General features: G+C 48.2%; 19 protein-coding genes and 1 pseudogene. 13 read left to right on the forward strand and 7 right to left on the reverse strand.

Going from position 1 to position 21,438, the window contains the following annotated elements; genetic code table 11:
* Nucleotides 1-38: 38 nt before the first annotated feature.
* The 4 genes from DW724_RS12690 to DW724_RS12710 all read right to left on the reverse strand — a co-directional run bounded on the left by DW724_RS12690 (nucleotide 39) and on the right by DW724_RS12710 (nucleotide 3,468).
* Entirely contained in the window at nucleotides 39-743 is a 705-nt protein-coding gene (locus DW724_RS12690; protein ID WP_021369328.1) for a DUF6040 family protein, read from the reverse strand.
* A complete protein-coding gene (locus DW724_RS12695) occupies nucleotides 727-2,448 on the reverse strand; it encodes a MobA/MobL family protein (RefSeq protein ID WP_118761734.1) in 1,722 nt (573 codons plus the stop codon). The genes DW724_RS12690 and DW724_RS12695 overlap by 17 nt, the downstream gene beginning before the upstream one ends.
* 328 nt (nucleotides 2,449-2,776) lie before the next feature.
* Nucleotides 2,777-3,091, reverse strand: a complete 315-nt coding sequence (locus DW724_RS12705; protein WP_015540600.1) for a hypothetical protein — start codon at nucleotides 3,089-3,091, stop codon at nucleotides 2,777-2,779.
* 146 nt (nucleotides 3,092-3,237) lie between these two features.
* Nucleotides 3,238-3,468 (reverse strand): helix-turn-helix domain-containing protein, encoded by a 231-nt coding sequence (locus DW724_RS12710; RefSeq protein WP_002578307.1) that lies wholly within the window; start codon nucleotides 3,466-3,468, stop codon nucleotides 3,238-3,240.
* Nucleotides 3,469-3,643: 175 nt separating this feature from the next.
* Here DW724_RS12710 and DW724_RS12715 point away from each other — a divergent pair, with 175 nt between their 5' ends.
* From DW724_RS12715 to DW724_RS16085, 7 genes are all read left to right on the forward strand, one after another.
* Nucleotides 3,644-4,273, forward strand: coding sequence for a helix-turn-helix domain-containing protein (locus DW724_RS12715; RefSeq protein WP_004841162.1), 630 nt, complete (start codon nucleotides 3,644-3,646; stop codon nucleotides 4,271-4,273).
* A gap of 86 nt (nucleotides 4,274-4,359) precedes the next feature.
* Nucleotides 4,360-5,655, forward strand: coding sequence for a tyrosine-type recombinase/integrase (locus tag DW724_RS12720; protein WP_004841158.1), 1,296 nt, complete (start codon nucleotides 4,360-4,362; stop codon nucleotides 5,653-5,655).
* A gap of 247 nt (nucleotides 5,656-5,902) precedes the next feature.
* Entirely contained in the window at nucleotides 5,903-7,267 is a 1,365-nt protein-coding gene (locus DW724_RS12725; protein WP_243105757.1) for a YfcC family protein, read from the forward strand.
* Nucleotides 7,268-7,348: 81 nt separating this feature from the next.
* A complete protein-coding gene (locus tag DW724_RS12730; protein ID WP_158574692.1) occupies nucleotides 7,349-8,545 on the forward strand; it encodes an amidohydrolase in 1,197 nt (398 codons plus the stop codon).
* A gap of 3 nt (nucleotides 8,546-8,548) precedes the next feature.
* Nucleotides 8,549-10,219 carry a M28 family peptidase gene (locus DW724_RS12735; RefSeq protein ID WP_118761735.1) on the forward strand — a complete coding sequence of 557 codons (1,671 nt, stop codon included), beginning with the start codon at nucleotides 8,549-8,551 and terminating at the stop codon, nucleotides 10,217-10,219.
* Between the two features lie 21 nt (nucleotides 10,220-10,240).
* Nucleotides 10,241-11,251, forward strand: coding sequence for a succinylglutamate desuccinylase/aspartoacylase family protein (locus tag DW724_RS12740; RefSeq protein WP_110435970.1), 1,011 nt, complete (start codon nucleotides 10,241-10,243; stop codon nucleotides 11,249-11,251).
* 965 nt (nucleotides 11,252-12,216) lie between these two features.
* A complete protein-coding gene (locus DW724_RS16085) occupies nucleotides 12,217-12,603 on the forward strand; it encodes a phage integrase SAM-like domain-containing protein (protein WP_243105758.1) in 387 nt (128 codons plus the stop codon).
* Here the strand turns inward: DW724_RS16085 and cas9 (DW724_RS16090) are convergent.
* The 3 genes and pseudogenes from cas9 (DW724_RS16090) to DW724_RS12760 form a co-directional block, all read right to left on the reverse strand.
* Nucleotides 12,567-13,226: pseudogene (cas9, locus tag DW724_RS16090) on the reverse strand (type II CRISPR RNA-guided endonuclease Cas9); the annotation flags it as partial. The gene DW724_RS16085 and the pseudogene cas9 (DW724_RS16090) overlap by 37 nt on opposite strands.
* Nucleotides 13,202-14,341, reverse strand: coding sequence for a type II CRISPR RNA-guided endonuclease Cas9 (cas9, locus tag DW724_RS16260; RefSeq protein ID WP_118761737.1), 1,140 nt, complete (start codon nucleotides 14,339-14,341; stop codon nucleotides 13,202-13,204). The pseudogene cas9 (DW724_RS16090) and the gene cas9 (DW724_RS16260), both read right to left, overlap by 25 nt.
* Before the next feature lie 306 nt (nucleotides 14,342-14,647).
* The gene (locus tag DW724_RS12760) at nucleotides 14,648-15,013 is read right to left on the reverse strand and encodes a helix-turn-helix domain-containing protein (protein WP_118729644.1); all 366 of its coding nucleotides are present in this window, start codon (nucleotides 15,011-15,013) and stop codon (nucleotides 14,648-14,650) included.
* Between the two features lie 146 nt (nucleotides 15,014-15,159).
* Between DW724_RS12760 and DW724_RS12765 the strand changes: the two genes are divergently transcribed.
* From DW724_RS12765 to DW724_RS12790, 6 genes are all read left to right on the forward strand, one after another.
* Complete coding sequence (locus DW724_RS12765) at nucleotides 15,160-15,849, forward strand: hypothetical protein (RefSeq protein ID WP_118761738.1); 690 nt, start codon at nucleotides 15,160-15,162, stop codon at nucleotides 15,847-15,849.
* Between the two features lie 7 nt (nucleotides 15,850-15,856).
* The gene (locus tag DW724_RS16445; RefSeq protein WP_442861286.1) at nucleotides 15,857-16,189 is read left to right on the forward strand and encodes a DUF2085 domain-containing protein; all 333 of its coding nucleotides are present in this window, start codon (nucleotides 15,857-15,859) and stop codon (nucleotides 16,187-16,189) included.
* Nucleotides 16,190-16,192: 3 nt separating this feature from the next.
* Nucleotides 16,193-17,566: a YARHG domain-containing protein gene (locus DW724_RS12775; protein ID WP_118761796.1), complete on the forward strand. Its 1,374-nt coding sequence runs from the start codon at nucleotides 16,193-16,195 to the stop codon at nucleotides 17,564-17,566.
* 501 nt (nucleotides 17,567-18,067) lie between these two features.
* Nucleotides 18,068-19,102: a LacI family DNA-binding transcriptional regulator gene (locus tag DW724_RS12780; protein WP_118480893.1), complete on the forward strand. Its 1,035-nt coding sequence runs from the start codon at nucleotides 18,068-18,070 to the stop codon at nucleotides 19,100-19,102.
* 218 nt (nucleotides 19,103-19,320) lie between these two features.
* Nucleotides 19,321-20,328: a Gfo/Idh/MocA family protein gene (locus DW724_RS12785; protein WP_118761740.1), complete on the forward strand. Its 1,008-nt coding sequence runs from the start codon at nucleotides 19,321-19,323 to the stop codon at nucleotides 20,326-20,328.
* Between the two features lie 96 nt (nucleotides 20,329-20,424).
* Nucleotides 20,425-21,369 (forward strand): sugar phosphate isomerase/epimerase family protein, encoded by a 945-nt coding sequence (locus DW724_RS12790; protein WP_118761741.1) that lies wholly within the window; start codon nucleotides 20,425-20,427, stop codon nucleotides 21,367-21,369.
* The last annotated feature ends 69 nt before the right edge of the window (nucleotides 21,370-21,438 follow it).

Here is a 21,438-nt window from a genome sequence, read left to right on the forward strand (position 1 = left end):
CTAAGGACAGGAAGATTATGAAATTTCCCTGTCCTCTTTTAATAATATCCTCGTTCTTCCATCCAGTCTTTCACATAACATCTGATTCCAATATAAATAATATGCGACAGTAATAGCAATACAATAAGATTTATCGGATTAGCGTTTTTAATCCATTCTCCAAAGTAAATTACAACAGCTGTACTCGTTATCGCTACTACGATACTGATGATATCCCAACAATATTTCCGGTAGATTTTTCCTACCTGATAACCAATCCCGATTATCAGCCACCCGGTTATTACGAATAAAATTGCCATGACAGTACCGGCAATCAGCCAGTACACAATCCCGGAAAGAATACTGTTAGGTATTCCACTGCTTAACTGTCCGAAAGAGTCTGCACCTGTCACAAACTCCCGAAATAAACTTCCCATTCCTTTTCCTAACGCACCGAAAAAGACGATACAGTCGTTAAGGAAAACCGGCGAAAGAATCGCAGTAAACAGTGTTGTTGTTATGCTGTACCATGCCAGTAGAAACAAGATACTTTCATAACCAATCGTCATATTTTTATATTTCTTTTCTAACTGGCTTTTACGGCTATCGCATTTTTCTTTTGCTTTCCGGTAAGCAGTACGGTCACATTTTTCACATTTCTCATAAGGCACTTTTTTCTCAACAGCTACCTCTACCGTCTTTTGGTGTGTCTGTGCATAAAGTTTTTCCTGCTCTGCTTTTTCATACTTAAATTTCCATGCCACGGCTTCTGCGTCGGCTCTTTTCCTGCTGTCTGTCTCGCTGGTCAATCGTTCCTCTGTTTGCCTTAATCTTGTCCGCAATGCTTCGATATTCTCGGCTCTGTTTTCGCTGTTCAATTTCTCGTTCAAGGTCAGCGATTCGCTTAGCTGCCTGTTTAGTTCCTGGATTGTCTGGTCTTTCTGATCCAGTTCGTCCTGCATCTGTTCGGTCATCAGCAGAAGTTCTTCCACCTGCCCGACGTTCTCTAAGTTTCTGCATTCGCTCATCGATCTCCCTCGCTTTCTCTATCTGCTGTTTAAGGTCAGCAATTCGCTGTTCTGTTTCTGCAATAAGCTGTTCTCGTTGTTCAGCTTCTGCGTTAATTTCTGCCATTGCTGATTCTCGTTTTCCAACTGTTCGATTCTGGTTTTCTGTTGCTCGATCTGTGAGAGCAGTTCTTCTGTATCTGGCAAAAGATTTAGCAGCCTGGATAATTCGCTGTTTAAGCTTTTTAAACTCTGGTTCTGCTCCTGAAAAGACAGGAGCTGCCTGTCCCGTTCCTGCAATTCCTGTACCATCTCTGCCATAAGATTCTGCTGTTCCTCGATCTGGTTTATCATTGTCTCCATCATGGGAATGACTTCCCGGCTTTCTTCTAATGTCACGCAATCGCTCCTTCCATTGTGTTAATGCACTGGATACTTTTCCAAAAGAAATCTGTATTTTATCCAGCAGTGCATTTTGTCTTTTTATGATCTGGTTTTCCTCTACTTTCCATGAAGTAGAGGATGTCTGTCCGTTTTGAAATTTCTCGTCAATTTTTCTGGCATCTGCGCCCTCATGGATCGTCGGTATCTCTAATTTTCCCTGCCTTGCATAAGAACGATGGTCAATGTGATTTTCCGTTTTCAAATGTGCATTACAGACGTTTGCCCATTCGCTCCGCCATAGCTCACAATTTTTCGGATTGTTCCACCCGGTAGCATCGGTTAATACACGTTTCCACTGTTTGCGGTTCCTTGTCCCGACTTTCTGGACTCCATTTTCATCAAGTACGGGGATTCGGATTCCATGACGGTCAGGGTTCTTTTTATCCTGCCACCAGTCCGGATGGGATTCATCCACCACAATATTTCCATTTTCATCTCTGACAAACTCCCAATCCTTGATTTCTTTGTTACCCCATGAGTGGTCTGAATTGAATGGTCGCAACGTCACCAATAAATGCACATGGGGATTACCATCTCCTTTATCGTGGATACTCCAATCCGCACACATTCCCTTATCTACAAAGGTCTTTTGAATATATTCAGTTGTATAATCAATCTGTTCCTGTCGGCTCCATTCTTTCGGAAGTGAGAACTCAAATGACCTGCCGAGTTGTGCATCTGAACTTTTTTCTATCCTCAAGACTTCATTCCATAAACGCTGCTTCTGAAAAGTAAGTTTGAATTTTTCCAGTGCAGCATTTTGGTTATCTGCCCTTTTATATCGGACAGATTTCTGGAACCGTCTGATATTTTCAGCAGGTACATTCTGCCATTCCTGTGGTGCATTTTCACACATCAGCAGGCTGGTATAAACGACTTCTTTTTTTGAAGTATAGTAGCTGATCCTGCCTGTTTCTTCATTTTTCATCACATCGCCATTGAGATAAGCAGACGCCGATATGATGGATTTTCCTTTGCTGCGTCCAACAATCTTTACTGTATAATGAAAAATCGCCATGCTCCGTTTCCCCCATTCTGCCGTATCCGGCTTTGATTTCCGGCAGGTAACGTTTTTCCTAAAAGAAAATGGTATCTGCCGGAGCACCCTCTGCGTAAGAGTGCCCTGTGCATAACAGCCTGCATGGAATGTGCCCCTCTGGCGAAGAGTGCCTCCTGCGGCATGAGCAGGTCTGGCTGAAAGCCCCGCCGACGGAACGAGCCCGGCAAGCGTAAGCGCAGACCGGTTGCCACCTGTGGCAAACTTATACGGACGACCTCTGGTTGTCCATAAGTGCGCCCTTCATAAAAAAGCAATGAAGGGAATGGAAACTCCACTCCCTCCGGCATTACACTTCCTCCGTATTCGCAACTGGCTCTTTTTGCATTGCCTTTGAGAAGAATTTCCCATTTGCTTCCTGCCTTTTTAAGAAGCCGACCAGCTTCGGAATATCTTCTTCCTCAATCGCAGAACCAATCACTGATTCCACCGCACCGCCAATCTGACAGAGCCTGTGGGTTCGTTTTTTTGTTTCCGCATCTTTCTGACGTTTCTTCAGTTCCCGTTTCTGTGCTGCGTACTGTTTCGCTTTTTCAAGGCTTTCCTGTTCTCTTTTTTCCAACTGGAGCAGACGCTCCTCATAACTCTTTGTTGATCTTGCCATAAATATCATCGTCCTTTCTTTTTTCTACCAAACATAAGTTTCCTGTTGTCTGTCAGACGAAGTACATGGTATAATCTGCTTGCGTGTAGGTATATCATGGCTTCGGTCTGATAAAACCTTTGGCGGTTTCTTCGGGAACCGCCTTTTTAAGTGGAACCGTTTCTTGTGACGGCTTTCACATTTCCTTTATCCCTTAAGTCCCTGCCCTCATTGGCTTCCATGAAAAGTTCCAGCATATCCGTTTTAATCAGGACTTTCCTCCCGACCTTTAATACCGGAAGTTTCTTCCACTCCACCAGTTTTCTCAGGGTGTTCCTGCCGATTCCCGTATAATCCGCAGCTTCCTCAATAGATAAGGCAATCTTTCTTTGCGTCATGTGACCACCTCCTTATAAATTGCATTATGCAATTTCTTTTGTGCTGTCAGTATAGCGTGTTTATATCATCTTGTCAAGCATTACGAAATTATATTGTTTATTGTTTAATTGCATATTGCAATATTGTTTGTTATGTGGTATAGTAATGACATACCGAAAAAGGAGGCACATCAGCATGAAAGATAAAGAATTACGCAAGCTGATCGGTAGCAGGGCAAAACAGCGCCGTACAGAATTGAATCTGACACAGCCTTATATCGCTGAAAAGATGGGTGTGACTGCATCTACGATTCAGAGATATGAAGCCGGAACGATTGACAATACAAAGAAAATGGTGCTGGAAGGTCTTTCAGAAGCTCTCCATGTATCTGTGGAATGGCTCAGAGGGGAAACGGACGAATATGAAACCGACATTACGGATAAAAGAGAATTACAGATTCGTGATGCCATGACGGATATTCTCAAACAGTTACCTCTTGACCTTACGAAAACAGAAGATGCTTTTTCCAAAGACCTACTGCTGTTAATGTTGAAACAATATGAACTGTTTTTGGATTCGTTCCAGTTCGCCTGCAAGAATTACAAAGGCAATACCAAAGAAGCGGACATTGCAAAAGTAATGGGGTTTGAATCGAATGATGAATATAACGAGATCATGTTTCTCAGGGAGATCACCCATACTGTCAACGCATTGAATGACATGGCAGATATTGTAAGGCTCTATTCCAAGAAACCGGAAACAGCAGAACAACGGCTTGCAAATCTTTTATCCGAAGTTATGTACGAGGATTCTGAATCGGTATAGTAAGATAATCGGAGTTATGATATACTTACACGCAAGAAGCATTTCAGCAGTTCCGATTGTCTGATATCGAAAGGAGACATACGATTATGGCAAAAGGATCTGTTAGAAAGAAAGGAAAGAAATGGTACTACCGCTTCTATGTAGAGGACGCAAGCGGCAAAATGGTTCAGAAAGAATATGCCGGAACCGAAAGCAAAAGTGAGACAGAAAAACTTCTCCGCAAGGCACTGGAAGATTACGAAGATAAGAAATTTGTTGCAAAAGCAGATAACCTTACCGTAGGTGAACTTCTGGACATGTGGGCAGAAGAAGAACTGAAAACCGGAACACTCAGTAATGGCACAGTGGAAAATTATCTCAGTGCAATCCGTTGCACTAAGAAACACCCGATTGCAGACCGTAAACTGAAAACAGTTACTGCCGAACATTTACAGGCATTTCTTGATCTGCTTACATTCGGTGGCGAATTTCCAGACGGAAAAGTGAGAAAAGGATACAGTAAAGATTATATCCATTCTTTTTCCGCAGTGTTGCAGCAGTCATTCCGTTTTGCAGTATTTCCAAAACAGTTAATCAGTTTCAATCCGATGCAGTATATTAAGCTGAAAAAACAGGCAGAGGAAGTTGACCTCTTTTCCGATGATGAAGTCGAAGATGGCACACAGCCGATTTCACATGAGGATTATGAGCGACTTATCAAGTATCTGGAAAAGAAAAATCCACCTGCGATCCTGCCGATTCAGATTGCATATTATGCAGGACTTCGCATCGGTGAAACCTGTGGTCTTACATGGCAGGACATCAACCTTGAAGATCAATGCCTGACCATTAAAAGAAGTATCCGTTACGACGGTGCAAAGCATAAAAATGTGATTGGAACGACCAAGCGAAAGAAAGTAAGGATTGTTGATTTTGGAGATACGCTGACTGAAATATTGAAAGCAGCAAGACGGGAACAACTGAAAAGCCGGATGCAGTACGGGGAACTTTACCACCGCAACTACTACAAAGAGGTGCATGTGAAAAACAGGGTGTATTATGAATACTATCACCTTGACGGAACACAGGAAGTCCCGGCAGATTATAAAGAAATATCCTTTGTCTGCCTCAGACCGGATGGCAGTCTGGAACTGCCGAGTACACTCGGCATTGCTTGCAGGTCAGTATCAAAAAAGCTGGAAGGATTTGAAGATTTTCACTTTCACCAGTTACGACATACCTACACCAGCAACCTGCTCTCGAATGGAGCTGCTCCGAAAGATGTACAGGAACTGTTAGGACATTCCGATGTCAGTACCACAATGAACATTTACGCTCACTCAACAAGAAAAGCAAAGCGGGATTCCGCAAGACTTCTTGATAAAGTAGCGAGCAACGCTTAAATAAAAATTTCCCTTATTTCCCTTGCGGATTCCTCACAAGGGTAAAAATAAGGGAAAATACATATCATTTCACTATCTAAGGGGCTAAAAAGCCTGTAAAATAAGGAAAACTCAGGAAATCTCTCCACAAATTCCGATTTGCCCTTGCATAAAGAAAAAAATAAATGTATAATTATTAGACACTTGATTGTGAGGAGTGCAGAGAAGAATGTCCATTGAAACGTCGAAAAAGAAAAAAGGCATCCAGATGCCCCACACGTACATTATTCTGTTTCTGATCGTGTTGGTTGTCTGCCTGCTGACCTACGTGATTCCTGCCGGCCAGTTTGAGCGCCAGGAGGATGCCAGCGGCCGTATGCTGATTGTACCGGGTACATACACTCAGGTGGAATCGTCACCGGTTTCACCGCTGGAAATCCCCATGGCTTTTGTGAGAACTCTGGGCAGCTCCAGCGTAAACGAGATCATCTTCTTTATTTTCATCATCGGCGGCGCCTTTGAGCTGATTATGCAGACAGGGATGATCACCGCCTTTTGTGCCAAGCTGGGCAAGATGTTTGCGGGAAAAGAAAAGCTGCTCATCCCCATCTTCATTACGGTCTTTGCCGTAGGCGGCTTCACCATGGGAATGTCTGTGGAGGTTCTGGTGTTTGTGCCTATTGGGATTGCAGTGGCCAAGGCAGTGGGCTATGATACCATCACAGGTACAGCCATGATCGCCATGGGCTCCATCGTGGGCTTTACGGCGGGCATCTATAATCCCTTTAATGTGGGTGTGGCTCAGTCCATCGCGGGTGTGACTCCCATGTTCTCCGGAGCCTGGTATCGCTGGATTATCCTGGTGGCGTTTATTGTTGTGACCAGCCTGTATATTATTCATTACGCGGAGAAGGTAAAGAAGAATCCCTCCAAGAACCTGATGGGGAACGAGGATTCCAACCTGGAGGATGTGGATGTATCTGCGATTGAAGTGACCGGACGGCACAAGCTGATCCTTCTGGCCGTTGTCATCGCGCTTGCCGTTTTGATTTACGGCGTGGCCTACTTGGGATGGTTTATCACCGAAATGGCTACTTTGTTTTTGGTGCTGGGTGTGGTATGCGGTATTCTGGCCGGGTTCAGCGGCAACAAGATCTGCGATCTGTATGTGCAGGGCATGGCCAATATCACCTTCGGTGCGATGATTGTGGGAGTGGCCGGTACGATCAATACCGTTATGGTGGACGGCATGATCATTGATACCATTATCAATGCCTTGGCCAATGCGATTGTGGCACTGCCCAGCTCGGTAAAGATCATCGGTATGTTCCTGGTGCAGAACATCATCAACCTGCCCATCAACTCTGGTACGGGCCAGGCGGCAGCCACCATGCCGATCATGGCGCCTGTGGGCGATCTGGTGGGCCTGACCCGCCAGAGCACTGTGCTGGCCTTCCAGCTGGGTGACGGCCTGACCAATGCCATCTACCCCACTTCGTCCACCATGCTGGGATTTTTGGCTGCGTCCAAGATTCCCTATTCCGTGTGGCTGAAGTACGTCATTAAGCTGGTGATTTTGCTCAGCCTGGTTTCTATGGCCTTCCTGGCTTTGGCTGTGGTGATCGGTTACTGATCCGTTTAGAGCTGGCCGCCGCAACTGCATGGCGCGACGGCAGAATATTATAAATTTCAAAGATATAGGATGGGACATGCCATGGAAGAAATTCAGAAGCAAATTGCGAATATCGTTTCAGAGCTGATGCCGCAGCTGTGCGCGCTGAGCGACGAAATTTTTGATTACGCCGAGCCGGGTTATGAGGAGTACCGCTCCTCAGCTGCGCTGACAAAGTGGCTGCGAGCCCACGATTTTGAAGTAACCATTCCCTACGCCGGGCTGGATACGGCTTTTTGTGCCGTGTACCGCCACAAGGGAGGGCGGGCTGCCGGAGGGCGCGCAGTAGGATTTTTAGGGGAATATGATGCGCTGCGGGGCCAGGGACATGGCTGCGCCCACCATATGCAGACCCCTGCCATGATCGGCGCGGCAATGGCCCTGCGGGGAGTGCTGGAGTCTTCGGACCAGCCCTTTGAGATCCATGTGATCGGGACGCCCAGCGAGGAGTCGCTGGACGGAGGCAAAAACGAGATGGCCGCCCACGGCGGGTTTGACCATATTGATGTGGCCTTCATGGTGCACGGCAGCACATTGACCCAGCTGGAGACGCCCTCTCTGGCTCTGATCGAGATGGATGTGGAATTTCACGGCAAAACCGCCCACGCGGGTATTGCGCCTTATGCTGGGCGCAGCGCAGTGGATGCGGTGACCATGCTGCAGACAGGGCTTGGGCTCATGCGCAATCACCTCAAGGATTCCAGCCGGGTGAGCAATATTGTGCTGGCTGGGGGGACGGCAGTCAACTCCGTGCCCGATTTTGCCAAGGTTAAGGTAGAGATCCGCCACTCCTCCATGGCGTATCTGGAGAGCGTGGAGCAGTGGACCCGGGAGATTGCCCAGGCTGCTGCCATGGCTACCCAGACACAGGTACAAATTACCCCTGTGGCGCATATTTACAACACCACCATCAATGATGCCATGGGTGCGCTGCTGATGGAGTGTGCAGAAAAATTTGCGTGTGACGGAATTGCTCCGCCCCGGAAGGACTGCGGTTCTACCGATTTCGGCGCGGTGACCCACCGGCTGCCCAGCTGCTGCCTGCGGGTAAAGACCATCGAGACAGATGATCCTCCTCACACGGACGCATGGGTAAAGACCGGGAAAGAGGCGCGGGCTCATCAGGGCATCTATGACGGTGCTGTGTGCTGTGCACTGGCTGCCTTCCGCCTTGTGACGGATGAGGCTGCCTGGCAGGATGTGTACCAGTGTTTCCTTGCGCACCAAAAGGAGAATTGAGGAATGGAAGAACTCTCACGGGAATGCCTGATGGAGACACTGGATGTGTTTTCCGGGCTGAAGCGCATCGGCGGTTCGGAAGATGAGCACCGTGCCTGCGGCTATCTGATCAAGAAGCTGCAGGAATGGGGCATTCCATGCCGCGTGTATGAGTGTGACGGATATGTCTCCACTCCTATAGAAGCGTCAGTTACTGTAGAGGGGATGGATCAGACCTTTGAAGCCCTTCCCCGTTCCTTCTCCGCCCATTGTCCGGACGGAGTGACCGCCCCCTTGTTTTATGATGTCCATGCCCACGACCAGCTGAAGCCCAGACAGGAGCAGGATTGGTACGCGGGGGCGCGGGGCTGCATCGTGATTGGGGACAATTTTTATGAGGACTATGTTCAAAAGCTGCGGGGATACGGTGTAAAGGGCCTGATCCATCTGTGGACCAGCGAGGAGCCTGTGCTTCACTACGAGACGGTCAGCCCTGTGTGGGGCACCGCGGAGCCTGAAAACGGAAAAACCTATCCTGATTTTCCGGTGGTGGGCCTGAGAAGCTGTGACAGAGAATCCATACTGCCCTTGCTGACGCCTGGAGCCTGCAGCCGTACCGCGACGGTGCGCAGCGTACTGCAGTGTGGATGTGTGCGTCTTCAGATCCCTGTAGCCGAGCTGGCCGGTGAAACGCCGGAGTATGTGCTGGTGGGCAGCCACTATGACTCCTGGGATTATGGTGTGACGGATAATGCCACCGGGAATGCCGCTGTGTTGGAACTGGCACGGGTACTGTCCCAGAAGCAGCTGCGGCGGGGTGTCAAAATCGCGTGGTGGCCGGCCCACTCCAACGGACGGTATGCCGGGAGCACTTGGTACTGCGATGAGCAGTTTGAGGACCTGGATGCCCGTTGTGTGGCGCTGGTCAACATGGACTCTCCCGGCTGTATGGGAGCGCAGGAGATCGGGTTTTCCACGTCCGGTGTGGCAGGGGATACCCTTGGGGATATCCTGCGTCGGTGCACCGGGCAGGCTGAGGTGGTGATCCGCCCGCTGGGGCGGGGATCAGACCTGTCATTTTTCGGGCCGCGCATTCCCATCCAGGTGTCCTTTGACTTTTATCAGGCGCCGCCCAACCGTGGCCGCTGGCACTGTGCAGGCAGCGGCGGAGGCTGGTGGTGGCATTCCGTGGAGGATACCATGGATAAGGTGGACCCCCAGCTTCTGATGAGGGATACACGGGTGCTGGTGGAGCTGGTAAAAGAGTTTGCTGATGAAGCGCATCTTCCCTTTGACGCGGCAGGGTGTCTGTCGCAAATGAGAGATACTGTGGCAGACATCCGGACCCATTGCGGCGATGACTTTGATTTCGCTCCTGTAGAACGGGCACTGGAGGAGCTGGACAAGGCCTGTGCCGGGCGTATCTGCTTTTCCAGTGACAGACAGGCGAAGGAGGCAGGAGGCCGGCTGACGAGACTGCTGTGCAGTGCCTGTGATGAATATCACTTTGACAACACATTTGCAGTGGGCCTGCTGCCCGGTCTGCAGCTGGTCAGGGGCAAGCACCGCAACGACCTGCCACCTCAGGAATTTTTGTATTGGCGGACAGCCTTCCGCCGGCAGGTGAACCGCTTTGTATCTGAGTGCACAAGCATTGTCCAAGCACTGAACAGCGACGCGGACAGTGTGGTATGATAGAGAAAGGGGATATGGATTATGCAGACCAATATCAAAGAGTATGACGAATCGTTTGATCTTACCCAGGCACTCCAAAAGAAGGGCACCAAGGAATATGGTTTTATTCATTTGGCCCAGCGGGCCAACGGTTCATGGGTGAATATTCCCATTATGCTGGCGGTGGGCGCCCAGGACGGTCCCACGTTGGTGGTGGATGCCTGCAACCACGGCGACGAGTATGAGGGTACTGAGGGAATTATCAAGACCTTTGAGGGGCTGGATGTATCCAAGATGAAGGGAAGCTTCATTGGAATCCCTGCCCTGAATGCAGAGGCCTTTGCCGAAATGAAGCGCTATAATACCCTGGACTTTGTGCCCCAGGATCTGAATCGCATCTATCCGGGCGGAACCGGCCCCATGACGGCTTATGTGTGCAGCTGGTACTGTGAGAACATCATCAAGAAGGCTGACGCGGTGATCTGCATCCACGGCGGCGGCAACAGCGAGTATCTGGAGCCTGTTGTGCTGTACTGCGGAGAGGAGTCTCCTGTGGCGTATAAGTCCCGTGAAATGGCCCAGTGCTTTGGCTTTAAGGTCTTGTGGAAGAACACCCGCTACGCGGAGAACAGCGGAATTGAGGATGAGTATGCCTATCAGATGGGCATTCCCTGCATTACACCCGAGATCGGCGGACAGTGCACCCGCATGTATCAGCGGGATGAGCACAAGCAGATGTTGGAGACCGGAATTCGCAATGTGATGACCCTGCTGGGGATTCTGGAGGGCAGCGTGCCCGCCAATGAGGGCGTACACCACTATGACATTGATTATATCTATAACCGCAACGGCGGGATTCATGTGCCTGTGAAGAAGGCAATGGATTCTGTGCGTAAGGGCGACACGCTTTCCATCATTACGAACCTGTTCGGAGAGGAAGTGGATCGGGTCATTGCTCCCTTTGACGGTGTGGTCATCGGGTACTGGACATATTCTGTCTGTCCTCCTCATGGCTGGGTATACATGGTTGGCAAGCCTGTGGATGGGGAGTAAAGCGCCCAGATCCATGCATCCTGCAAATCGAAGTGCCAGTTGAGTATCCTAGATACGAACAGGGCAGAAGCAGAGTGGGCTGTACATGGCCTGCAGAAATGAAAAAGGGCACCCTTTTGGATGCCCCAGTCTGTCGAAAAAGTCCAGCGAAAGCTGGGCTTTTTCGTTTGTAAACGGGAAAAATGAGTGGTGAGGGATGCTGAAACGGGGAAAAATGGGGCACAATGACCGGGTGTCTGGACATGCTGACAGCCAGCTTAGCTGGTGGTTTTGACTTGAGCTTATGCAATCAACAGCTTCTTATTGTTGGATAGACAACTTGATTTTCTGATAGGTGTTCCAATCAATGAGGTTTTGTTTGCGAAGGACCTCATTGAAGTAATCAAACCAGATTCGTTTCGTCAAAGCCTCGCGGCTTGGTTTTCTCATACGCAGGCCCCCTTTGCTACAGTATGCCTGATCTTTTGGGCGGTCATACCTGGCATGATGATAAAAAATGAATCTGCTCATTTTCCAAGGAGCAGGGCCTGTGCGAGGGTAATTGGGCCCCTTTTGGTGATCGACTGCACTGAGATTGTTCCGTAGGGTAAGGTTGTATCTCATATACCGCTCTTGTTGCTTTGTGGATGGCGATGGAACATATATTCCAGATCTGGCTCTTTTGTGGACAGGATTCCCGCTTGTAATCTCTGGTTGCTTAACATATGCCAAAGCGACGAGCAAACGGGGAGGGAAATATCCGCAAACGAAAGGACGGACGCTGGGAGGGTCGGTACACAGTCGGTCACGATCCAGAAACAGGAAAGGCCATCATTAAAAACGTCCTTGGAAAGACGCAAGCGGAAGTCAAGGAAAAGCTGAAGAAAGCCATCGAGGAAAATGTGGGCATCGACTACGGACGGGCCAAGACCTACACCGTGGGTAACTGGTTAGAAGTGTGGTATGAGAACTATGCCAAAATCAAAATGCGCCCATCCACCTACCTGACCTATCATGGCTACATCGAAAACCACATCAAGCCGCAGCTCGGCAAGATCCCGTTGAATGATCTGACGACGCTGCATCTGCAACAGTTCTACAAGAAATTGTTGGCAGAAGGGCGGGTAGAGCGAATCGAAGCACAGAAGCAGCCCAAGGGACTGAGCGCCAAAACAGTGCGCAACATCCATCAAATCATTTCCTCTGCCCTGAAGCTGGCAGTCGAGCAGCGGCTGATCGCCCACAATCCGGCAGACGGCTGTGCACTGCCGAAGGCGGAGCGCAAATCAGATTTGATCTTATCATCAATTCCGTTGATAGAATCTATATTTGTAGCTTTAGAAATCCAGCCTTTTGATTTCAGATATTCATAGATTTTCTTTTTAGTGACTTTGCCTTTTTGCTTGGAAACAGGGTGTATGAACATATCTTTAATCAACTGCTTTTTATGCTCTGTAGAAAGCGGTTGACCATCAATTTTTAATGGATTTAATTCGTTGAGCAACATATACTCGCTATATAGTAAAGAATCCTTAGGCAGAACAGGGTCACCTGTGTAAGTACAGCGACCAATTAAATTGACGAGAAATGCTTCAGCTGAATGATCAAGATCAATCAGTTGATTAAAGTTCCACGGATAAATTGTTTCTTTGCAATCAGTGTTAGAACGAACAGCCCAGTGATGTGCTGCTTTATCATTTAGTGGACCGACATAATACGGAACACGGAATTCAAATGTTTTTCTAATCTTCTCAGCGGGAGTGTAACCATCGCATTGCTGTTGTGCTAGAAATGGTAAATATAAAGAAGCGTTTTTCAATATTGCATCTAGTTCGCGCAGTTGAAGCTGATAGGGGATAACTCCATTTTCAGAGCTTCGCAAACGCGGCAGAAAAGAACCATCAACGATTTTTTGATATATAGTTGCAATGACAGGGGATTTGGATTCCGCCATTTCAGGCAAAGACTTTTTTAGGAATTTGCAAAAAGCCTCCTGTGAGCAAGTGTAATCGCCGCTTTTATGATGATATTGGCTATAGGCAGCATAATTATCAAGCTTGTCCTCTTTGTCACAAAAATAGAGTTATATCGTTCAATGCAGTGCGCCTTAATATAATCTTTAAGTGCTCTTAAGTCAATGTTATTTTGCTTATATACAGCAATTTTGGCATCGCAAAGGTATCTGTGCGTACCGATAATTTCCGCAAAGCGTGCGGCATCGTATACATCTTTGGCAGCAGTAACTACGGATATATGATCATCTAATACCTCACAAAGTTCATTGTAATTTGCGTCAAGATCATTTTGCAGCGTAATTTTCTTGACATCTTTAAATCGGTCATCACCGAACAGATTGGAGAGTGCAACAGACCTTCCTGCCAGCAATTCAGAAATGTAAAAGGGAGAAATTCCGGCTTCATTTTTGCTGGGCTTCTTTAGACCTTCGGTAAGTAAAGCTGCCTTTTCCGTAACTCGCATATTAGGAGTTTTCAAAATGTTTAGATAATTATCCATATTGTGCGGAACAAAATCCAATCCGTATGCATCTGATAAAAGAGTACAAAAATCATCGAACTTATCCCTTAAAGATGAGTCATTGTCCGATGTTTCCGATATTTCGTAGAGGAAATGTCCCCGTGATTTCATCAAATGATGTAGTGCAAGATAGACAAGACGGACATCATGCGAATCTGTGGAATGTGCTAATTCACTGCGAAGATGATATGTAGTTGGATACTGGGCGTGATAATCGCAGTCATTAAAATTGGAATCGGAGAATAGAGAATATTTAGAATTTATACTTTTATCTTCCTGCCATAAATCACTCTCATGCATACGGGCTAAAAATTGAGGATCCTTTTCATTTAATGCAGGAGCAAAGAGCATTTCTAAAATATCAAGACGTTGTTTTCTGCGCTGCAAGCGACGCCTTGCAGCACGATGAGTACGGCGCTCTGCAGCAGTTGATGCATCGGGGAACAGACGAACACCCCACATGGCTTTTCCTTTAGTTTTTAGAACATGATACATTGTATCCGTGACGGCCCAGCCGACAGAACTGCTGCCGGCATCTATTCCGAGATAATAAGGAATCTGTGTTTTTTCTTTCATTTTCTTTATCTCCCTGATTGACAAATTGATGATTGGGGTGGATAATAATAGTGTACCAATGATTTACTACCATTAGGTATTACACTACAAGTTCAAATAAGCTTTTAGCGCAAGCGCCGTGTATGCGGCTCCACAGTGTGTGGAACAAGAGATCTCTTAGGAGATCTCTTTGTATTTTGTCCAATTATTTTGCGACAATTTAACTTTTATTGGTTTAATATTACCACAATGGGCATCGAATAGCAATGTTTTACAATGTGTATAAACTACAAAATATAAAAGACTGACTGATACCACATAAGTATATCAGTCAGTCTTTTTGTTTTCTTCATCAAAACGGCGGCGGAATATGCGAATGATGCGCAGTATGTCCTTCTGCTCGTCCAAAGTCATGGAGGACAACTGTGCGTCGATTTTCCGTTTGATCTCATTGGTTTCCGGTTGTTTCTGTGGGACTTCCTCGGCAGGAACGATCAATTCATAAAACGATATGTCCAACGCAGTGGCGATACGGTTCAGCGTTTCAATCGTCGGATTGCGCAGACCGCGTTCGATTTGTCCCAAGTGTGCAGCGTTCAGATCGGCTTTGAAAGATAATTCTTCCAAGCTGATGCCCTGTGCGTTGCGGAAAGTCCGGATTCGTTTGCCGATTGCAGCCGAAATATCAGTCATTGGCAACACCTCTCATACCATCATAGAGGTAGTTGTTCCAATCGGCAAATTGATATATACACTTGCAAATAATGATTGTTATATCATTTACAAATGAGGCTGGAAATGATATACTGTGCATAAGAAAGCAAAGGGGAGGGGATCGCGTGAAGTGTCCAAAGTGCGGTTCGGAAAATACGCAGTATGTGGCTGTTCATCATTCTGGCAGCAGCGGATCGTTTACAGATGCCTGCTGCGGTATGATGATTTTCGGGCCGATCGGCATATTGTGCGGCCTGTGCGGAGCAAGTCCGGGATTTACCGATGATTACTGGGTGTGCCATTCCTGCGGTAAAAAGTTTCAAGCGGGGACTGCGAAAGCAGCGGAAAAGGCTCGGCAGGAGAAAATTCAACAAGAACTTAATGCAAAAGCCAGGCGAAAAGCATTGCTGTCGGCAGCGAATCCAGTAATACTCCAGAATATCGACAACGAAGTGATAGAAGCTGAAAACCGCTATAAGGCTTTGAAAGCTCGCCTGAAAGCGGATAAGCAGGCATTTTTGCAAGAGTACCCGGCGTGTAAGGTACAGAATACATTCCGGATGATTGGGAGAGGAATCATCATTGCATTGACGGGCTTTATAGCATTTCTGGCTATTGATATGGACGAACTGATTACGATAATTATCTGGTTTCTTGCTGCAATGGTGATTGGAGTAATGTGCATGATGCCGCCGTATTACATAAAGCTATCACCAGCCTTAACCGAGTTAAACGAAGCAGTCGAAAATGCAAAGAAATATAAAGAGTATTTAGATAGACTGAAAAAGGCTCGTGATGAAGAAAACGGTGTATGAATGGCTGATGGCAGTCGGCCATCGAGCAGGCTGTCATCAACGCGCAGATAGGAGCTTTTACTGGAAAGGCAGGAAGTTTCCGCTGTGTGCCCGCTGTACAGGTGTTCTGGTTGGATATATTCTCGCTGTGCCAGCGTATACGGTTTGTAGAAAGAACGTGAGCGTGTATGCCGTTTGCTGTATCCCACTGGTGATAGACGGTTTAACGCAACTGTTGGAGTGGCAGGTATCTACCAATCGCAGGAGATTTGCCACAGGCGTTTTAGCGGGATATGGTATCTGCTCCATGGCGATAACGTTGCTGTTATTCGTAAAAAATTTAATGCTAAGGAGTTGGTAAAAGATGTTCTGTCCAAATTGCGGTACGGAAATTAAGGAGAAGAAAACATTTTGTCCGAAATGCGGCTCTCCGCTGGGCGTAGAGGCAGTTCAAGAGGACACAAAGACGGTGGAAGCTGCTGCAAGCACAGAAAACGTTCATGAGAATGTAATACCACCACAGGGAGCGCCAGTACCATCGAAAAAGGGCGGTAAAAAGAAGTTTATCATCGGCGGTATTGTGGCGGTTGTACTGATTTTGATTGCAGTGATGATTGGTACGTCTGGTGGTAATACAGGCTCGACCAGTACAGATACTTATATCGAAACGGTGCAAAACGGCTATCTCGGTGAATTTACCGATATGACGGTGCAGGAATTGCTCGGCAGCTACTATGAAGATCTGCTGGACTGCACAGCCGAGTGGGACGGCGGAGAGAACGATGATGGTCAGCAGATTGTTGAAGTAAAGTATACGGATGAAACCGTGGGCGACACAACGATTCAGTTCAAAATGCTGGATGAGCAGGTGTTCAAGATTTCTGCATTTGTTGATCCGAATGTAACGATTGAAAAGGCAAGCGACCTTCCGGCAGAGTTAAACAGTCTATACTTTATGGCTTACACCACAAAGCATGAAACAGAACTCGACAGCGCAGAGAAGATGAAAGTCTTTATTGATCAGCTGGATCAGATCTCCGGTTCTGCAGTGTTGTATGGTGCGGCAGCAAACTATACGGGTGATCGCGCACAGCTTTGCACGCTGTTTGGTGAGGACGCACTGGAAACCTCGGTTTCGTGGCTGCTGGATGCTTATGGTTATCTGGATATGAACGACTATGCACAGCAAGACACTGCTGATACGACAGCAGTAGAACCGGCATCGACTGCGGATGCTTCGTCGGCTGATTACATTTTTCCGAGTGATCGGCAGTACATCACCGAGGACGATATGGCAGGCTGGAATCAAAAGACGGCGCTGCTGGCCCGCAACGAGATTTTTGCTCGTCACGGCTATGTATTCCAGACGCAGGAAATCCAGAATTACTTTGCGGCTAAATCGTGGTACACACCGAATTCGTCGTATGATGGCAGTGGCTTGAACGATGTAGAAAAGGCGAACGTTGATACTATTTCTGCATATGAGCAGAAGATGGGCTGGGCCGAGCAGGATGTTTCGCCGACAAAGTTGGCGCAGGGTGCGGTCAGCAGCTATGTGGAGAGCCAAGGCGATTACTGTACGGGTTTTGATTATGTTGAACCGTATGCAGAGAACGAATATCTGGTCTGTGCAAAGATTGGTGAGTATGAATGGGAGGCCGAATATATTGTAGAGGTCAACGGCTCTGACGCATGGGTAATCGGCCGTCTGGACGGCGGTGTGTTTAGACCGGTATAAAAGCCAAAAGCCCGAGCGGGAAACCGCTCGGACTGACAGCAACGTGACAGCAATCACGATAAAAACAACCGAAACTGTATGTGCTATATGTACTCAAAAAACGGGATGATGAACTGAATAAGACGGAATAACACAGAAAAAGATGCAAAAAATCAAAACTTTGCTTTTCAAATCTCTCTGTCTCCGCCATGAAAGCTGCACTTTTTATTACGAAAAGTGCAGCTTTTTGCATTTATAGATGGAAAATGATAACTTTTAGAACGACTTAAATTTTCTTGCCAGCAATCGTGACAGCATTTGTTGTAAAACACCAAAAACATAGCATGGCTTTTATGAAAAAGATGAAACTTCAAAAACTTCGTAAAAAACAGTTGACAGCTGCGTGCTTATCGCGCTACAATAACATCGTCAGATAACGAGGACGTACTCGTAAAATAACGAGGACGTACACGTTAACCAATAAAGCACTGTTATGCCGATGAAAGTGAGGTGTCGTTCGGCATGGGAGTTACCATGAAGGAAATCGCCGAGCGTGCCGGCGTTCATCCGTCAACGGTCGATAAGGTCGTACATCACCGTGTAGGTGTCAGCGATGAGGTTCGCGCAAGAGTGCAGGCCATTATTAACGAGTTGAGCTATACGCCCAATCCGAGCGGCCGTGTGCTGCAGCGTCAAGGCAAGGTGTACCGCATTTCTGCCATTCTGGTGCAGGTGGATGCACTGCCGTACCTGAAAAAAGGTATCGAACGCGGTGTAAAAGAGCAGACTGGTTTCGATATTGAAGTCAGCTATGCAGTTACCGGGTTCCAGGAAGCCAAGAGGCAGAGCGAGTATATCGACAAGGCCATCAACGAGCAGTCCGACGGCATCATCCTCAGTCCGATCAACGCAGATTGTGTGCGTCGAGCGATTAACCGGGCGGCTAATGTAGGTATTCCTGTTATCACCACCGATTCGGATATCGACGGTTCGCGCCGTACCTGCTGTGTCAGCATTGACAGCGCAAGAGCCAGCCGCATTGCCGGTCGGCTGATGGGGCAGTTTCTAAACGGAAACGGCAAGATTGCCATCATTTCGAGTGCGATTGAGACAGAAAACAACAACTACTATGTGCAGATGCGTGAACAGGGATTTACGGATTTTCTGAAAGTGGAGTATCCGCAGATTGAGATCGTATCGCGCGTGGAGAGCTTCGAAAATCCGCAGATTACCTATGAAAAAACGGTGCAGCTGTTAGCAGAACAGCCGAATCTGCGCGGAATTTACATTACCTGCGGCGGCGTAGCACAGGTCGGCAGGGCGCTGATCGAAACCGGTCGTGCGAACGATGTTCGTGTGCTTTGCTACGAGGATTATCCCGAAATCGTAGAGCTGATGCGACAGGGCGTTGTAGATTGGACACTCGGCGGTGAAAAAGACGAGCAGGGCGCGCTTCCGGTCAAGCTGATCATGGATCAGCTCGTATTCGGTAGAAAACCCGTGATCGACCGTATTTTTACCGACATCCGTATTCTGGTTAAGGAATGTTTTTCATAAAAATATTTGCGAATCCCGCAGATATTTTTTTGTAGAGATTTACGAGTACGTCCTCGTAAATCGAAAAATCGGCTGATACAGCGATAAAAACATAAAATCCCGTCAAAAGATATTTGCTAAATAACAGCAGATATTTTTTATAGAGAATTACGAGTACGTACTCGTAAAGAAAAAATTGCATAAATGAGAAGAAATGACATACTTGAGGAGGAAATATCATGGAAGAACTGAAAATCGGTCTGGTAGGCACGGGCGCAATCGGCCGCACGCACATTGAGCGTATCAACAACACCCTGCAGGGTGCAAAGGTAGTCGGCTGCGCGGACGCAAATGTTGATTTCTGCAAGTCGGTTGCCGAGAAGTACGCCATCAAGGCTTGGGAGAGCGGCGAGGAGATGATCGCTTCGGACGAAATCGACGCTGTTGTTGTTACCACGCTCGATCCGTTCCACGAGCAGTACGTCATGGCGGCAATCAAGGCCGGCAAATATGTATTCTGCGAAAAGCCGCTCGCACCCGAGGCGGATGCCTGCAAGCGCATCGTAGAGGCCGAGATGGCCGCCGGCAAGCAGCTGGTTCAGGTCGGCTTCATGCGCCGCTATGACCCGGGCTACAATCAGCTTAAGAAAGCTATCGATTCCGGCAAGTACGGCCTGCCGCTCATGCTGCACTGCGTACACCGCAACTATGACGCACCGGGTTTTACCACCTCTATGCCGGTTGAGAACTCCATGATCCACGAAATCGACGTTCTGCGCTGGCTGCTCGGTGAAAACTACAAGACTGCCGAGGTCGTATTCCCCAAGACCACCCGCAACGCGGAAGGCGAGCTGCGCGACCCGCAGATCATGTATCTGACCACCGAATCCGGCGTGCGCATTGATGTAGAATCCTTCGTAAACTGCCGCTACGGCTATGACGTCCGCTGCGAGGTCGTCTGCGAGGAAGGCTGCCTGAATCTGCCGGAACCGGCAAACGCAATGATCCGTACCAATGATTCCCGCGTAACGCCCATCTGCCATGACTGGTCCGAGCGCTTCCCGGAAGCGTACAATATCGAATTCCAGTCCTGGATCAACGCCTGCAAGGAAGGCCGCGTAGACGGTCCGTCCGCGTGGGACGGCTATACCGCACAGGTAACTGCAAAGGCCGCTTCCAAGGCGCGTGACACCCAGTCCGTTGTTGAAATCAAGTATGACGCAATGCCGGACTTCTATAAGAAATAACTTATCTTCTCTTTTTATTTTCTACTTCTCTTTCGCGTGCCGCGGTGCATCGGACGCCGTGGCACGAGCGAAGAACACTCTGAAAGGATATGCAAAATGAGATTCTGCTTAAATACCGACTGTCTCGGCTACATGCCGTTTGAAGAAATGCTTGATACCGTTGCGGAACTCGGCTACGAGTCCATCGAAATCGCCTGCGGCAACTGGTCCAAAGCGCCGCATATTGACCTCGATGCCATGCTTGAGAGCGAGCAAGCCCGCAAAAGCTTTATGGACGCTATCGCAAAGCGCGGACTGGTGCTTGAGGTGCTCAACTGCTCGGGCAACCAGCTTGCACCGAACGAGGAGGGCAAGCTGCATCAGGAGGTAGTCGAAAAGACCTTTAAGCTGGCAGGTCTGCTCGGCGTCAAGAAAATCGTTATGATGAGCGGCTGCCCGGGCGGTTCGGCGGAGGATCACACCCCGAACTGGATCGTAACGAGCTGGCCGCCGATCACCACCAAGATTCTCAACTGGCAGTGGGAAGAGGTGCTCATTCCGTACTGGAAGAAAACCGTCGAGTTGGCAAAGGCCAACGGCATCGAGAAGATCGCACTGGAGAACCACGGCTGCCAGATGGTCTACAATCCGGAAACGCTCATTCGTCTGCGTGACGCAGTCGGCCCGATGGTCGGCATGAACCTCGATCCGAGCCATCTGATGTGGATGGGCGGCGATCCGGTCGCCGCAGTACACAAGCTGGGCGCGGACCGCATTTACCATGTACACGCCAAGGACGTCCGCATCGAACGCAACTATATCGGCCCGGACGGCGTGCTCGACACCAAGACCATCGACCAGTTTGCAAAGCGCACATGGAACTATGTTGCACTCGGTCACGGCCATGATGTCAGCTGGTGGAAGGAATTCCTGTCCTGCCTGAGCATGGAGGGCTATGACGGCCCGATCAGTCAGGAGATGGAGGATCTGACTATGCCGGCACTGACCGGACTGAAAAAGTCCACCACCGTACTCAAGGAAGCAATGCCCTGCGATCTGTAAAAAATAACGCTTCGGCGCTATTGAATAAAAATAAAAAAGAGAGACCCCTGAAGAGAAAAACGAGAGGAA

The sequence above is a fragment of the Butyricicoccus sp. AM27-36 genome, from assembly GCF_003480945.1.
GTDB classification, from domain to species: Bacteria; Bacillota; Clostridia; order Oscillospirales; family Butyricicoccaceae; genus Agathobaculum; species Agathobaculum butyriciproducens.